15 protein-coding genes are annotated in these 14,251 nt (G+C 72.6%); 3 read left to right on the top strand and 12 right to left on the bottom strand.

All coding sequences use genetic code 11. The annotated features are described in order from the left end of the window. Positions 1–34 precede the first annotated feature (34 nt). The 7 genes from fabG to ACQEVZ_RS20965 form a co-directional block, all read right to left on the bottom strand. Positions 35–766 (bottom strand): 3-oxoacyl-ACP reductase FabG, encoded by a 732-nt coding sequence (gene fabG, locus ACQEVZ_RS20995; protein WP_433369008.1) that lies wholly within the window; start codon positions 764–766, stop codon positions 35–37. Position 767: 1 nt separating this feature from the next. Further along, positions 768–1,928 carry a thiolase family protein gene (locus ACQEVZ_RS20990; RefSeq protein ID WP_433369005.1) on the bottom strand — a complete coding sequence of 387 codons (1,161 nt, stop codon included), beginning with the start codon at positions 1,926–1,928 and terminating at the stop codon, positions 768–770. Positions 1,929–1,957: 29 nt separating this feature from the next. After that, the gene (locus ACQEVZ_RS20985; RefSeq protein WP_433369002.1) at positions 1,958–2,341 is read right to left on the bottom strand and encodes a YybH family protein; all 384 of its coding nucleotides are present in this window, start codon (positions 2,339–2,341) and stop codon (positions 1,958–1,960) included. Then, positions 2,338–3,600 carry an MFS transporter gene (locus ACQEVZ_RS20980; protein WP_344503700.1) on the bottom strand — a complete coding sequence of 421 codons (1,263 nt, stop codon included), beginning with the start codon at positions 3,598–3,600 and terminating at the stop codon, positions 2,338–2,340. The genes ACQEVZ_RS20985 and ACQEVZ_RS20980 overlap by 4 nt, the downstream gene beginning before the upstream one ends. Next, positions 3,600–4,844 carry an aminotransferase class I/II-fold pyridoxal phosphate-dependent enzyme gene (locus tag ACQEVZ_RS20975; RefSeq protein WP_433368998.1) on the bottom strand — a complete coding sequence of 415 codons (1,245 nt, stop codon included), beginning with the start codon at positions 4,842–4,844 and terminating at the stop codon, positions 3,600–3,602. Before ACQEVZ_RS20975 ends, ACQEVZ_RS20980 begins: the two co-directional genes overlap by 1 nt. Before the next feature lie 154 nt (positions 4,845–4,998). Then, complete coding sequence (locus ACQEVZ_RS20970) at positions 4,999–7,992, bottom strand: putative bifunctional diguanylate cyclase/phosphodiesterase (RefSeq protein ID WP_433368995.1); 2,994 nt, start codon at positions 7,990–7,992, stop codon at positions 4,999–5,001. Between the two features lie 80 nt (positions 7,993–8,072). After that, positions 8,073–8,654: a signal peptidase I gene (locus tag ACQEVZ_RS20965; protein WP_433368992.1), complete on the bottom strand. Its 582-nt coding sequence runs from the start codon at positions 8,652–8,654 to the stop codon at positions 8,073–8,075. Positions 8,655–8,663: 9 nt separating this feature from the next. Between ACQEVZ_RS20965 and ACQEVZ_RS20960 the strand changes: the two genes are divergently transcribed. Continuing rightward, entirely contained in the window at positions 8,664–8,828 is a 165-nt protein-coding gene (locus ACQEVZ_RS20960) for a hypothetical protein (RefSeq protein WP_433368989.1), read from the top strand. Between the two features lie 48 nt (positions 8,829–8,876). On the opposite strand, the gene ACQEVZ_RS20955 is transcribed toward ACQEVZ_RS20960, so the two are convergent. Then, positions 8,877–9,053, bottom strand: coding sequence for a hypothetical protein (locus tag ACQEVZ_RS20955; RefSeq protein ID WP_433368986.1), 177 nt, complete (start codon positions 9,051–9,053; stop codon positions 8,877–8,879). A 179-nt stretch (positions 9,054–9,232) separates the two neighbouring features. Between ACQEVZ_RS20955 and ACQEVZ_RS20950 the strand changes: the two genes are divergently transcribed. Continuing rightward, a complete protein-coding gene (locus ACQEVZ_RS20950; protein WP_433368983.1) occupies positions 9,233–9,490 on the top strand; it encodes a hypothetical protein in 258 nt (85 codons plus the stop codon). Here ACQEVZ_RS20950 and ACQEVZ_RS20945 read toward each other — a convergent pair. Both ACQEVZ_RS20945 and hisN read right to left on the bottom strand, forming a co-directional pair. Continuing rightward, positions 9,455–10,363: a hypothetical protein gene (locus tag ACQEVZ_RS20945; protein WP_433376895.1), complete on the bottom strand. Its 909-nt coding sequence runs from the start codon at positions 10,361–10,363 to the stop codon at positions 9,455–9,457. The genes ACQEVZ_RS20950 and ACQEVZ_RS20945 overlap by 36 nt on opposite strands. A gap of 82 nt (positions 10,364–10,445) precedes the next feature. Then, a complete protein-coding gene (hisN, locus tag ACQEVZ_RS20940) occupies positions 10,446–11,264 on the bottom strand; it encodes a histidinol-phosphatase (protein WP_344503695.1) in 819 nt (272 codons plus the stop codon). Positions 11,265–11,316: 52 nt separating this feature from the next. Between hisN and ACQEVZ_RS20935 the strand changes: the two genes are divergently transcribed. Then, positions 11,317–11,859: a DUF2087 domain-containing protein gene (locus ACQEVZ_RS20935; RefSeq protein WP_433368980.1), complete on the top strand. Its 543-nt coding sequence runs from the start codon at positions 11,317–11,319 to the stop codon at positions 11,857–11,859. Between the two features lie 13 nt (positions 11,860–11,872). Here ACQEVZ_RS20935 and rsgA read toward each other — a convergent pair whose 3' ends face one another. Both rsgA and aroA read right to left on the bottom strand, forming a co-directional pair. Further along, positions 11,873–12,967 (bottom strand): ribosome small subunit-dependent GTPase A, encoded by a 1,095-nt coding sequence (gene rsgA, locus ACQEVZ_RS20930; protein WP_433368977.1) that lies wholly within the window; start codon positions 12,965–12,967, stop codon positions 11,873–11,875. Continuing rightward, positions 12,919–14,229 (bottom strand): 3-phosphoshikimate 1-carboxyvinyltransferase, encoded by a 1,311-nt coding sequence (aroA, locus tag ACQEVZ_RS20925; protein ID WP_433368974.1) that lies wholly within the window; start codon positions 14,227–14,229, stop codon positions 12,919–12,921. Before aroA ends, rsgA begins: the two co-directional genes overlap by 49 nt. Positions 14,230–14,251: the final 22 nt, after the last annotated feature.

The raw sequence follows: 14,251 nt of genomic DNA, 5'->3' as shown, positions 1-14,251 counted from the left end.
GCGCGCTTTAAGGTTCTGTTACGTTACGGGCCGGCTAGCGGGCGCCACCGTTGACGTAGAGGGTCTGGCCGGAGACGTAGGAGGCCTCGTCGCTGGCGAGGAACGCGATCACGGCGGCGACCTCCTCCGGCTGGCCGACCCGGCGCAGCGGGGTGCGGGCGGCGACCTCCTTCTGGTGGTCCTCCGGGGTGCTGCCGACGCGGGAGGCGGTGGCGGCGGTCATCGGCGTGGCGATGTAGCCGGGCGCGACGGCGTTGACGGTGATGTTGTACGGGCCGAGCTCGATCGCCAGGGTCGCGGTGAGGCCCTGGACGCCGGCCTTGGCCGCGGCGTAGTTGACCTGGCCGCGGTTGCCGAGCGCGGAGCGGCTGCTGAGGTTGACGATGCGGCCGGAGCGGGCCGGCACCATGTGCCGCTGTGCGGCGTGGCAGCACAGGAACATGCTGGTCAGGTTGGTGGTGAGGACCGCTTCCCACTCCTCGAACGGCATCTTGAAGAGCAGGTTGTCGCGGGTGATGCCGGCGTTGTTGACGAGGATGTCGAGCGAGCCGAGGTCCTCGACGACGCGGTCGAACGTGCGGTCGACCGCGCCCTGGTCGGTGACGTCGCAGGAGTACGCGGTGCCGACGCCGTCGGGGATGCGGGACGCGTCCAGGTCGAGCAGCGCGACGCGGGCGCCCTGGGCGGCGAGCAGGCGGGCCGTCGCCAGGCCGATGCCCTGCGCGGCCCCGGTCACCAGAGCGATCTTTCCGTTGAATCGCGACATGTCAGTTCTCCACGAGGACGGCGGAACCCTGCCCGACGCCGACGCACATGGCGGCGAGGCCGCGGGTGGCGCCGGTGCGGCGCATGCGGTGCAGCAGGGTGGTCAGGATGCGGGCGCCGGAGCAGCCCAGCGGGTGGCCGAGGGCGATCGCGCCGCCGGACGGGTTGACCAGGTCGGGATCGAGCCCCAGCTGGTCGGTGACGGCGAGCGCCTGCGCGGCGAAGGCTTCGTTGAGCTCGGCGGACTGCACGTCGCCGAGCTTCCAGCCGCTGCGGGCGAGGACCCGGGCGGTGGCGGGGACGGGGCCGATGCCCATCACGTCGGGGTGCACGCCGGCGGAGGCGCCGGCGACGTAGCGGCCGAGCGGCTCCAGGCCGAGCTCGCCCAGCGCCTCCTCGCTGACCAGGAGCAGGCCGGCGGCGCCGTCGTTGAGCGGGGAGGAGTTGCCGGCGGTGACCGTGCCGCCCGCCTTGAAGACCGGCTTCAGGTTGCCGAGCTTGGCGAGGCTGGTGTCGGCCCGGATGCCCTCGTCGGCGGCGACTCCCTCGACGGGGATGATCTCGTCGGCGAAGTGGCCGGCGTCCCGGGCGGCGGCGGCGAGCTGGTGGCTGCGCAGCGCGAACGCGTCCTGCCGGTCGCGGGACACGTCGTAGCGGGCGGCGACCTCCTCGGCCGTCTCGCCCATGCTCAGGACGCCGTGCAGGTCCTTCATGAGCGGGTTGGTGAGGCGCCAGCCGAGGCGGGTGTCGGCGAGGGTCATCGCGTGCGGCAGCGCGTCGTCGGGCCGGGGGAGCACGAACGGCGCCCTGCTCATCGACTCGGACCCGCCGGCGACGACCACGTCGGCCTCCCCGGCGGCGACGGTGCGGGCGGCGACGGTCACCGCCTCCATGCCGGACGCGCACAGCCGGTTGACGGTCGCGCCGGGCACCGACTCGGGCAGCCCGGCGAGCAGCACGGCCATGCGGGCGACGTTGCGGTTGTCCTCGCCGGCCTGGTTGGCCGCACCCCAGTAGACCTCGTCGACGCGGGCGGGGTCGATGCCCTCGACCAGCGTCCGGATCACGGTGGCGGCGAGGTCGTCGGGGCGGACATGGCTGAGGCCGCCGCGCAGCTTCCCGATGGGGGTCCGCCGCGCGGCGGCGAAGTAGACGGCACGCATGCCCATTAAACTAACACTGTTAGTCTGCGTCAGGTAGGTTCGGCACCCTGTACGGCGCGCCACAGCCAGACCCCCGACGCACGCCGGGACAGCAGGCCCGTCACCCGGTAGGGGAACGGGGTGACCGACCCGTCCGGGCGGTGCTCGCTGCCGTCGGCCTCGGCGAGGACGAACGCGCCGCTGGGCACCGAGTGCACCGTCGCCGCGGTGGCCTGCCAGCTGTATGACTCCGGCCGGGCGAAGAGTGTCTCGAGGAGCTTCTCGACCGAGATGCGACCGGTCGCGGACTCGCCGGCCTCGCTGCCCACGTACGTGATGTCGTCGTCGGGGACGAAGCACGCCAGTACCGCGGCGACATCCTGTGAGAGGAACGCCATCCCCAGCCGGTCCACCATCTCGATCGGGTCGCTCATGACGGGCTCACCACCAGTTGTCTGGGCGAGCGCATGCCCGGCAGGAAGAGGAACGCGAAGGTGACGATCGCGCCGAGGACGCCCGCGCCCACGAGGGTGTTCTGCACGCCGATCGCCGAGGCCACGGGGGCGGCCATCGCGTAGGACAGCGGCACGAGGGCGATCGAGATGAACCAGTCGACGCTGGACACCCGGCCGAGCAGCTCCTCCGGCACGAGCTTCTGCTTCGCCGTCGCCCAGGCGATGGTGCCGGCCGCTTCCAGGCCGTTGACCAGGGCGCACGCGATGGCGAGGTGCCAGGAGGCGGTTGCCATGCCGTAGCCCGCGACGGCGAGGGTGGCGAGCGTCCAGGTGATGTAGATGAAGGGCATGTAGCTGCGCGGTACACCACGCTGGCCGACGATCAGGGCCGCCGCGATCGCCCCGATGCCGCCGCTGGCGAGCACCAGGCCGAGGTCGCCGGCGGTGCCGTGCAGCTCGTTCTTCACCACGAACGGCAGCAGGACCTCGGTCGGGCCGATGAAGAGCAGGTAGGCGAAGGTCGCGGCGAGGAAGGTGCCCCATAGCCACACGTTGCCGCGGACGTAGTTCATACCCTCCTTGAACTCCTCCCAGACCGAGCCCGCGGCTTCGTCACCCTGTTCGTTGCGCACCGGCCGCATCAGCCACAGGCAGGTCGCGGAGATCGCGAACGTGACCGCGTCCAACGCGAACGCCAACCCGCTACCCCCGATCGCGATCAGGATGCCGCCGATCGAGGGGCCGGCCATCTGCAGCGCCGCCGGCCGGACGAACTGGTCGAGGGCGTTCGCCTGGACCAGGTCGTCCTCCGGCACCAGCTGCGGCACGATCGAGTCGAAGGCCGGGCCGAAGAAGCCCGAGGCGGCCCCGTAGACCGCCACGAGCCCCACGATGTGCCACACCTGGACCACGCCGGTCAGGCTGAGCACGGTCAGGACGGTGAGCACCGCGCCCCGCACCAGGTCGGTGCACAGCATGATCTTCCGCCGGTCGAACCGGTCGCTGATCACCCCGCCGAACAGCAGCGTGGCGACCTGGGGCAGCGAGAGGGCGAACCCGACGACGGACATCGCCGCGGGCGCGCCGGACAGCGCGTACACCTGCCAGGCCAGGGCGACGAGCAGGATGCCGTCGCCGATCAGCGAGGTGCTCATCCCCGTCCACAGCAGGCGGAACTCCCGCTGCCGGAGGGGGACGAGCAGACCCGGGAGCTGTCGCGGGGCGCGGTGCTTCGCCATCAGGCCGCGTCGCGCAGCTGCTGGCGGTCGGCGAGCTCGGAGAGCACCACGTTGAGCTGGTCCAGCTCCTCGTACGTGTTCGCCGCCGTCACCTGCACGCGGAAGCCGACCTGGTCGCGGGGGACCAGCGGGTAGGCGGCCAGGGTGACGTAGATGCCCCGGTCCCAGAGGAACTGCCCGATCTCCTGGATGTCCTGGCCTTCCGCCAGGGGCAGCTCGATGATGGGCGTGGTGCCGGTGTTCGGCGTGTACAGGCCGAGGGCCCGGACGTGGTCGAGCACATGCATCGTCTTGCGGTAGAGGTCGGCGCGGATCTCGTCGCCGCGCTTCTCGTTGACGTCCAGGCCGGCCATGACGGTGGCGAGCGACGCCGTCGGCGACGGGCCCGAGTACAGGTACGGCGGGGCGGCGACCTTGAGGTGGTTCTTCAGCCACGTCGGCAGCGCCAGGAACGCCATCAGCGACGAGTACGACTTGGAGAAGCCGCCGACCAGCACGATGTTGTCGTAGGTCTCGCCGGCGTACTTGACGATCGCGTTGCCGCGGGAGCCGTAGGGTGAGGTCTCGTCCGGGGTGCGCTCGCCGATGACGCCGAAGCCGTGTGCCTCGTCGACGTAGAGCAGCGCGTCGTTCTCGCGGCAGACCTGCGCGAAGCGGGCCAGGTCGGGGGCGAGGCCGGTCATCGAGTTGACGCCGTCCATCGCGACCAGGCGGGTGACGCCGGCCGGCGCCGCCTTCAGCAGCTCCTCGAGGTGCTCCGGGTCGTTGGCGCGGAAGCGGGTGACGGTCGCGCCGAGGCCCTTGGCGTACATGCAGCCGTCGTAGATCGTCTTGTGCGACTGCGAGTCCAGGAAGATCATGCCCTGGCCGGCGAGGATCGGGATCACCGACATGTGGATGTGGGTGATCGTCGGCAGCAGCAGCGTGTCGGGGGCGCCGAGCAGCTCGGTGAGGCGCTCCTCGATCTCGATGTACGGCTTCGGGTTGCCCAGCAGCCGCGACCAGCTGGGGTGGGTGCCCCAGGTGCGGATGTACGGGTCGACCGCGTCCATGATCTCCGGCTCCAGGTCGAAGCCGAGGTAGTTGCAGGAGGCGAAGTCCGACAGCCAGTGCTGGCCGACCCGGATGCGGCGGCCGCTGATCTCCTCGATCGTGGCGTCGTACATCGGGCTGCTCGTGCGCAGGCGCTCGAGGTCGGCCCACCGCCCGTCACGGCGGATGTAGCTGGCCTTGGTGCTGTGCATCGGGCTGACGGTCATTCGTCCTGCCTTTCGGTTGAAGGGGTGTCGCAATCCATTGCAACGGGCAATTGGTGCGTCATCCGGTCCGGCGCGGTTGCTGTCCGGTTGGGTGACCTGTTGCACTGCGGCGGGGTCGCCGCGCTGGTGAAACGGTGTTTCAGGCCATCGCGGCGAAAGGTGCCGCTTTGGGGATCATGGCGAAGGCGTCCCGCTCGGAGAGCGGCTTCGCGAAGAGGTAGCCCTGGCCGTACGGGCACCCCATGTCGCGCAGGGCGAGCGCCTGCGCGGACTCCTCGACGCCCTCGGCCACGACCGCGAGGTCGAGCGTCTGGGCGAGGGTGACGATGGCGGTGACGACCGCCCGCTGCTGTTTGGACTCCAGCATGTCGTCGATGAACGACTTGTCGATCTTGAGCACGTCGATCGGCATGTGTTGCAGGTACGACAGCGACGAATAGCCGGTGCCGAAGTCGTCGATCGCGAGCCGGACGCCCATCGCCCGCAGCGCGTCGAAGTCGGCCTTGACCTGTTCGTCGTTGCGTAGCAGCAGGCTCTCGGTGATCTCCAGCAGCAGCGTGCCGGGCTCCACGCCCGAGGCCCGCAGCAGCTGCCGGACCTCCTCGACGAAGCCGGGGGTGCGGAACTGCCGGACGGAGACGTTGACGCTGATGTACCGCAATGCGCCCGGCGCCGAGGAGCGCTGCCACCGGCCGACGGTGTTGAGCGCCTGCTGGAGCACCATCCGCCCCATCGGCACGATCAGGCCGCTCTCCTCGGCCACCTCGATGAAGTGGCCGGGCGCGATCATTCCCCTCGTCGGGTGGTTCCACCGGACGAGTGCCTCGAAGCCCAGCGGCGAGCCGGTCTCCAGGTCCACGATCGGCTGGTACTGGAGCACGAACTGCTGCTCCTTGACCGCCTGGTCGAGCGCGGCGCGCAGCTCCAGCCGCTCGAGCACCGCCGTGTGCAGGTCCGACTGGTAGCGCCGCCACTGGCCCTTGCCGGCGCCCTTCGCCACGTACAGGGCGAGGTCGGCCTGGCGCATGAGCTCCTCGGCGGAGCTCGCGTCGACGGTGGTGGACAGCCCGACGCTGGAGATGCCGTTGACGTCCTGGCCGGCGATCTCGAACGGCTCGGCGAGCGCGAGCACGATCCGCTCGGCCGCGAGCTCCAGGTCGGCCATCGAGTCGGTCTCGATCAGCGCGGCGAACTCGTCGCCGCCGAGCCGGGCGACCGTGTCGGTGTCGCGCAGCGCCCCGGTGATCCGCTCGCCGACCGCGATCAGCAGCGCGTCGCCGACGGCGTGCCCCAGCGTGTCGTTGACGATCTTGAAGTCGTCCAGGTCGATGAACAGGACGCCGACCAGGCTCTCGTCGCGCTTGGACCGGGCCACGGACTGCTCCACCCGGTCCTGGAAGAGCACCCGGTTGGCCAGGCCCGTCAGCGAGTCGTGGAACGCCTGGCGGATCAGCTGCTCCTCCAGCTGCCGGCGCTCGGTCACGTCCCGCACCGTGAGCACCAGGCCGCCGACGGTCTGGTCGTCGCGCAGGTCGCGGCAGTCGACCTCGACCATGAGGCCGGCGCCGTCGACGCGCTCCGCGCGCAGGTCCATCTGGTTGTGCGCGTGCATCCCGCCACGGACCTGGGCGAGCAGCTCGGCGAGGCGGGCCCGCTCGTCGGCGGCGACGAACTCCCACAGCTCGTAGCCGGCGAGCCGCTCGTCGCCGAACACGGTGCCGGCGGACGGGCTGCAGTACTGGATCAGGTCGTGCTCGTCGACGATGAGGATCACGTCGGACGTGTTGTGGATCAGGGTCCGGAAGTACGCCTCGCTGCTGCGCCGGTTGACCTCGGCGGTCAGCGTCATGCGCTCCAGGGCCATCGCCGCCTGCGAGGCGAGCACCTCGAACGTGCTCTGCAGCGACTGCAGCGCCTCCGTCGGCGCGCCCACGTACAGCATGCCTTCGATGCCCATCGGGTGGCGCAGCGCCGAGCTGTAGCCGCGCAGCAGCTCCCGGACGTCCGGGTCCAGGCCCGACACGCGGACCAGCCCCGGCTCGTCGACCCGCTCGGCGCGCACCAGCGCGACCGCGTGGGCCACCCCTTCCGGCAGCAGCCGGTCCACGGTGTGCCGCACGGCGGCGAGGGTCTCCGCGGTGTCGGCGGCCGACACCAGCGTGGTCGTCGCCTCGCGGAGCTCCCGCTCGCGGGCCATCGACTGGCGGTGGTTGCCCATGACACCGGCGAGGCGGGTGAGCACCAGCACGAACATGAGGCCGGACATGACGGCGATGACGGCCGCGTCGCGGACCGTGCCGAGGCTCGCCTCGACCAGCAGCACCCCGGGCGCGATCAGCGACGCGGCGCCGAGCAGCGCGATCCGGCGCACGCCGACCTCGCCCGGCCGGGACCGGGCCGGCTCGGTGAGCTCCACCATCGACGGGTGCAGCGCGGCCGCGGCCCACGCCGAGTAGCAGAGCACCCAGCCGAGGTCCGTGGGGCCGCCGACGTGCCAGTCGCCGTTGAGCTGGATCAGGCCGTACACGACGTCGGCGACGAGCAGCCCGGCGGTGCCGGTGCCGAGGATGACGATCGACGGGCTGCGCCGCCCGCCGCCGGTGATCAGGCGGGCGAACACCGCGAGGGTGAGCACGTCGCCGAGGGGGTACGCGATGGAGACCAGCTTCTGCACCAGCGTCAGCTCGGTGCTGCGCACGTACGGGTCGATCAGGAAGATCCACGCCAGCAGGGCGATGCCGATGGTGAGCGTGGCCGCGTCGAGCAGGCTGTCGCGGTCGTTGCGGCCGGTCCTGGACCGGATGAAGCCGAGCAGGCCGCCCGCGACGAGGGGGTACATCGCCAGGTACAGCACGTCGTTGACCGAAGGGAACGGGTTGGTCATCCCGAACACGTCGGTGAGCAGGTTGTAGACGAAGTCGCCGGAGCCGAACGTGAAGAGCGCGGCGGCGAGCAGGTACCACGGCCAGCGGCGCCGGGGGCGGTGCACGGCCACGCCGACGACGACGCCGATGGTGCTGGACAGGCCGATCGCGCCCCACCAGAGCATGTGCTGGCCGGGCCACAGGTAGAACGCCACGGTGAGCAGCGCCATCCAGGCCGCGAACCAGTTGCTGAGCGTGCGTGTCAGCAAGTCCGCCTCCATTCCGCTCGCCGTCGTCAGGAAATTCCCCGCGATTGACCAGATCGGTCGCGCGGGGAAGGTCTGAACAATTACCGGGGTGCGGGTCGGGTCCTCTGAGTTGCCACCCGGGTCGCCCGAACGCCTGACGTCCGGTGCCCTCCGCCCCGCTCCGCCGCGTGCCGGGGGCGTGTGCCGGTCGTCCGGGCCAGCCGGCCGAGGGCGATCAGCGCCGCGAAAGCGCCGAGCACCGGCAGCGTCCGCCCCTCGCGCAGCCACAGTGCCGGCAGGCCCATCTTCGGCACCCGGAGCCGGGCGAGGCCGCGTACGCCGGTCGCCGACACCGCCGGGAGGTCCTCCGTCGAGTTGGCGTCGCCCTTCGTGGTGAGGGTGCCGTCGGCGTTGCGCCGCACGACCCGGTGCACCAGCAGCGTGCCGGGCCGGGCCGGGTCCTCGACCACGACGACCTGCCCCGGCCGGACCCGCTCGGGGGCCACCGGCGCCGACACCACCAGGTCGCCGGGCGCGATCCTGGGTCGCATCGAGCCGGTCAGCACGACCTGGCTGTCCCACCCGAACGCCACCGGCACGAGCGTGGCGAGCAGCATCGCGCCGACGCAGGCCAGCGTTGCGGCGGCGACGCCCCGCACGACGATTCTGAGCAGCTCGAACACAACGTCGTGATGACCCGGCTGGTGCTGCTGCTCGCGCTGCTGGCGCTGGTCGTCCCGGCCGGCGCCGGCGCCGCGTTCACCGCGAGCACGGCCAACACCGGCAACTCCGCCACCGCCGCGGCGACCTTCCCGACCCACCCGGCGGCGGTGACGGGTGACACGCCGTGGGCGTGACACCACGACCGTGGCCGCCGACGCGTCCGGCTCGGCGCACCCCGGCACCTACCAGGCGCCGGTCCAGGGTGCCTCGACCTGGTGGCCGGCCGACGAGAGCGCCGGCACCATGGTCGAGGGCCGCTCCGGCGCCGCGAACCGGGCCGGCCTCGGCGCCGCCGCCGGCTGGGCGACCGGCCGGGACGGGGTCCACTCGGCGATGTCGTTCACCGGCAATGCGGCCACCAGCTATGCCGCCGGTAGCCTGCCGGCCGTGCGCACCGACCAGAGCTTCACGGTGAGGTCCAGCTCGACGGCACCGCGAACGGCGTCGTGGCCGGCACCGCGCCGGGCGTGCGCACCGACACCGCGGTCAGCTTCTCCGTCTGGGCGAACCCGTCGGCCGTCACCCCGAACAGCGCGCCGTGGTCAGCATCAACGGCACCAACGCCGCCGGCGCGCTGCAGGCCGGGCGGCTGTGCACCACGGCGGCCGGCTACGGCGGGGCGTTCAGCGGCGCGGTCGACGACGTGCGGCTCCACGCCCGGGCGCTCAACGCCTCCGACGTGGCGAACCTGTTCGCGAACACCGCCGTCGAGCCGGGCCCGGGAGTCGTGCGAACCCGATCACCGCCGGGCTGCCCGGGGTCATCGACGAGCCGGCGGTGTTTGCGGCACAACTGAGCGACCAGCAGGTCGCCTGGCAGGTTCACGCGAACCACTGAGCACGAGGGTCTTCGCCTCGAGGGTGATCGGGTGGTGGTGCTGCGGCTCGGCGTAGAAGCTGAGCCCGATCACGCTGCCGAGGGTGAGCACGAAGCCGGCCGCCACCAGCCACTCCTTGCCCGGCCACACGCCGTCGCCGAGGAAGAACAGGCCGACCAGGGCGGCGGGCACCGCGCCGGCGGCGTCCATGGCGGCGACCGCGGCGGTGGTCGAGCCGCGCTGCATCGCCAGGCCGAGCAGCAGCTGGCCGACGAGCGAGTGGGCGATCAGCAGGTAGGACAGCGGGTCGGTGAAGAACTGGCCCAGGTTGTCGGCGGAGGCGAGCGGGCGGGACGCGACGGCCGCGGCCCCGAACGCCACCCCGGACAGGGCGCCGAGCGCCACCGAGCCGGGCGCGCCGTGCAGCCGGCCGGCGAAGAAGCCGATGACCGCGATCACCCCGAGCGCGGCGACGAGCCCGGCCACGCCCGCCGTGCCGAGCTGCCGCGACGGGGCGGGCTTCGCGGCCAGCACCAGGGCGGCGAGACCGAACGCGAGCAGCACCAGCAGGGCGAGCTCGGTCCTCGGCAGCCGCCACTTGAGGATGAGGACGCCGAGCAGCGCGGTCACCCCGAGCCCGGCCGCCATCGCCGACTGCACCAGGAACAGCGGCAGGTCCCGGCGGGCGAAGAACGCGAGCGCGAAACCGCCGAACTGGCACGCGACGCCGACGAGGTACGACTTGTGCCGGCCCAGCCGCAGCAGCAGCATCGGGTGGAACCCGTGATGCAGGTCAGTGCGTGCGGCGGCTACGGATTGCAGCAGGTTGGCCACTCCATAGGCAGCGATCATCGCGCCGAGGAAGAGCCAACTCCAAGATGCCACCCGGAGAGGATAGACCCGGTTCGGGGGAGTGGCATGCGGACTATTCGGTTTAGCCCGACAAACCAGACAATCTGGGGTTTCCCAAACGGGTGAGAACGTCCTCGTGAAGGTGACCGTTCGTAGCGATCGCGCTCCCGCCGCCCGGGCCCGGCTCGCCCTGCAGGTCGGTGAACGTGCCGCCGGCCTCGGTCACGATCGGCACCAGCGCCGCGAGGTCCCACAGCGACAGCTCCGGCTCGACCATGATGTCCACGGCGCCCTCGGCCAGCAGCATGTAGCCGTAGAAGTCGCCGTACGCCCGCTGGCGCCACGTCCGGCGGGTCAGGTCGAGGATGGCGTTGAGCCGCCCGGCCTCCTCCCAGCCGCCCAGCGACGAGTAGCAGAAGCTCGCGTCGGCGAGCCGGTCGACACCGCTCACCCGGATCGGCGTCGCCGCGGCCGTGTGTCGTCCGGCATACGCTCCGTGACCGAGCGCGCCCCACCAGCGCCGCCCGAGCGCCGGCGCGGACACCAGCCCGACCACCGGCTGGGCGCCCTCCATCAACGCGATCAGGGTCGCCCAGATCGGTACCCCGCGGACATAGTTCTTCGTGCCGTCGATCGGGTCGATCACCCACTGGCGCGTCCCCGGACCGGCGGCGGCCTCGGTCGCCCCGTACTCCTCGCCGAGGACCCCGTCGCGCGGCCGGGCCCGCTGCAGCGTCGCCCGCAGCGCCTTCTCGACCGCCGTGTCGGCCTCCGTCACGGGCGTCAGATCGGGCTTCGTCGACACGTGCAGATCCTGGGCCCGGAACCGGGGAACGGCGATCGCGTCCGCGGTGTCGGCAAGCAGGTGAGCGAGGGCCAGGTCGTCCGCGTAGCGCGCCATGCGCGGAAACTTAGCCGACGATCGCCACCTTCTGGCAGTACTGTCGCCGTTTGTGACCACCTCGCCGGCCGCCCTGTGTGGCCTCCTTGCCGAAGAGGACCGGCTCCGGGTCTATGCCGCCGTGGTGCTCGGAGCGCCGGGGCTCGCCGCGATCGGGGCGGCGACCGGCCTGCCGGCCCGCGCCGTCGCGGCCGCCGTCGGAAGGCTGCAGCAGGGCGGGCTGCTGACCGGCGGCGATGGTGCCCTGCGCGCCGACGTCGAGGTCTTCAAGGAGTCCGTCCGCGCCCACGCCGCGACCCCGGCCGCGGCGGAGCCCATGGACCCCGACCGCCAGCGCGACCAGATCCTGCGCACGTTCGTCGTCGACGGCCGGCTGACCCAGATGCCCGCCGCCCACGGCAAGCGCCTGGTGGTGCTGGAGCACATCGCGTCGTCGTTCGAGCTGGGCGTGCGCTATCCGGAGCGGGAGGTCAACGCGGTGCTGCGGGCCTGGTTCGACGACCACGCGGCGCTGCGGCGCTACCTCGTCGACAACCAGCTGCTCTCCCGCGCCGACGGCGTCTACTGGCGTACGGGCGGGCCGGTGGCCGTCTAGGCCTCGTCCTTGGCTAGGCCTCGTAGGCCTCGTCCGTCGGCTCGGCGGGTTCCGCGGTGCCTTCCTTGGATGCGAGGAGGCGGCGGAACGAGGCGAGCCGCCTCGGGTCGGCGCCGCCCTCGGCGACCAGCATGTCCAGGCCGCACTCGCCGCCGGCGCCGGTGTGGTCGCAGTTGGGCGCGCACCTGGTCGACGCCTCGACCAGGTCGGGGAACCCGTGCAGCAGACTGTCCGCCGACACGTGCGCCAGGCCGAACGACCGTACGCCCGGCGTGTCGATGATCCAGCCGCCGCTCCTCTTGCTTTCCGGCAGGCGCAGCGCCACGGCGCTGGTGGACGTGTGCCGGCCCTTGCCGACGGCGCTGACCACGCCGACCGCCCGGTCGGTGCCCGGCACGAGCCGGTTGACCAGCGTCGACTTGCCGACGCCCGAGTGGCCGATCATCACCGACACCTTGCCGCTCAGCGCCGCGACGAGGTCGTCGATGGGCTCGCCCGGCCGGCACAGCACATACGGCAGGTCCAGCTCGGAGTAGTAGTCCAGCACCGCCTCCGGGCCCGCCAGGTCCCCCTTGGTGAGGCACAGCAGCGGCTCGATCTCGGCGTCGTACGCGGCGACCAGGCACCGGTCGATGAAGCCCGTCCGCGGCGGCGGGTCGTGCAGCGAGTTGACGATCACGAGCTGCTCGGCGTTGGCGACCACGACGCGCTCGAAGCGCCCCTCGGTCGAGCCCTCCTCGTCGTCGGCGGTGCGCATCAGCACCGACCGGCGGTCGTCGATGCGCACGATCCTCGCGAGGGTGTCGGGCCGCCCGGTCACGTCCCCCACGATCTGGACGTTGTCGCCGACGACCACGCCACGGCGGCCCAGCTCGCGGGCGCGCATGGCGGTCACGACCGCGTCGGTCCCGGCGATGTGGCAGGTGTACCGCCCGCGGTCGACCGCCACGACGAATCCCTCGACCGCGTCGCTGTGCTTCGGCCGGGTGCGCGTGCGGGGTCGCGAGGACCGGCTCGGGCGGACCCGGACGTCATCCTCGTCGTACTCGCGCTTGCGCGTCAGTCTTGTCCTCCAACCGAGCCCGGACCGTGCACCATCGTTGACCATAGCCGGGGGAAGTCCGGCAGTGTCTTCGCGGTGCATGTCACGTCGTCCAGCCGCACCCCGCCGACGGCGAGCCCGACGACGGCGGCGGCCTGCGCGAGGCGGTGGTCGTCCCGCGTGGGGAACGTGCCGCCGCGCAGCGGGCGGGGCCGGATACGCAGGCCGTCGTGGTCCTGGGCGATGTCCGCGCCGAGCCCCGTCAGGCCCTCGACGAGCGCGGCGAGCCGGTCGGTCTCGTGGGCGCCCAGGTGCGCCAGGCCGTGCAGGTGCGACGGGGAGTCCGCGACGGCGGCGAGCGCGGCGAGCACCGGGGCCAGCTCCGCGACGTCGGCCAGGTCGGCGGTGAGACCGCGGACCGTGCCGGTGCCGCGCACGACCAGCCCCTGCCGGGTGACCGCGGGTGAGCCGCCCATCTGGCGCAGCAGGTCCAGCAGCCGGTGGCCGGCCTGGATGCCGGAGCGCGGCCAGCCGGCGACGGTCACGGTGCCGCCGGTGACCAGCGCCGCGGCGAGGAACGGCGCGGCGCCCAGCAGGTCCGGCTCGATGTCCCAGGCGCGGCCGTTGAGCCGGCCGGGCTCGACCACCCACATGTCCGGCCGGCTGTCGTCGATGCCGGCCCCGGCGGCGCGCAGCATCTGCACCGTCATGCGCAGGTGGGGCGCGCGGGGCAGCGGCGGGCCGGCGTGGCGCACGGTGAGACCGCGGTCGAACTCGGGCGCGGCCAGCAGCAGCCCCGACAGCATCTGGCTGGAGGCCGACGCGTCGATCGTCGCCGCGCCGCCGGTGACCCGGCCGATGCCGTGCACCGTCAGCGGCAGCCCGGCGCCGTAGTCGACCCGCGCACCGAGCGTGCGCAGCGCGCCGATCAGGGGCGCCACCGGCCGCGTGCGGCTGCGCTCGTCGCCGTCGAAGGTGACGGCACCGTCGGCGAGCCCGGCGACCGGTGGGAGGAAACGCAGGACCGTGCCTGCGGTGCCGACGTCGATCCGGGCGGGGCCGCGCAACGGGCGGGGGCGCAGCACCCACAGGTTCTCGTCGGAGGTGGACACGTGGCAGCCCATGGCGCGCAGGCCCGCCGCCATCAGCTCGGTGTCGCGGGCCCGCAGGGGACCACGCAGGGTGGTGGCGCCCAGGGACAGCGCGCCGAGGACCAGCGCCCGGGCCGTCATCGACTTCGAGCCGGGGAGCCGGACCGTGGCGGTGACCGGCGCCGAGGCGGTCGGCGCGATCCACGGCAGGGACACGGGGGCGGTCAGGTGAGGCACGCGTACAGTGTGCGGCCCGTGC

Source organism: Dactylosporangium sp. CA-152071, from assembly GCF_050936335.1.
In the GTDB taxonomy this organism is placed as follows: Bacteria; Actinomycetota; Actinomycetes; order Mycobacteriales; family Micromonosporaceae; genus Dactylosporangium; species Dactylosporangium maewongense.
Note: the sequence above shows the minus strand (reverse complement) of the source record. Positions and strands in the feature narration are given on the sequence as shown.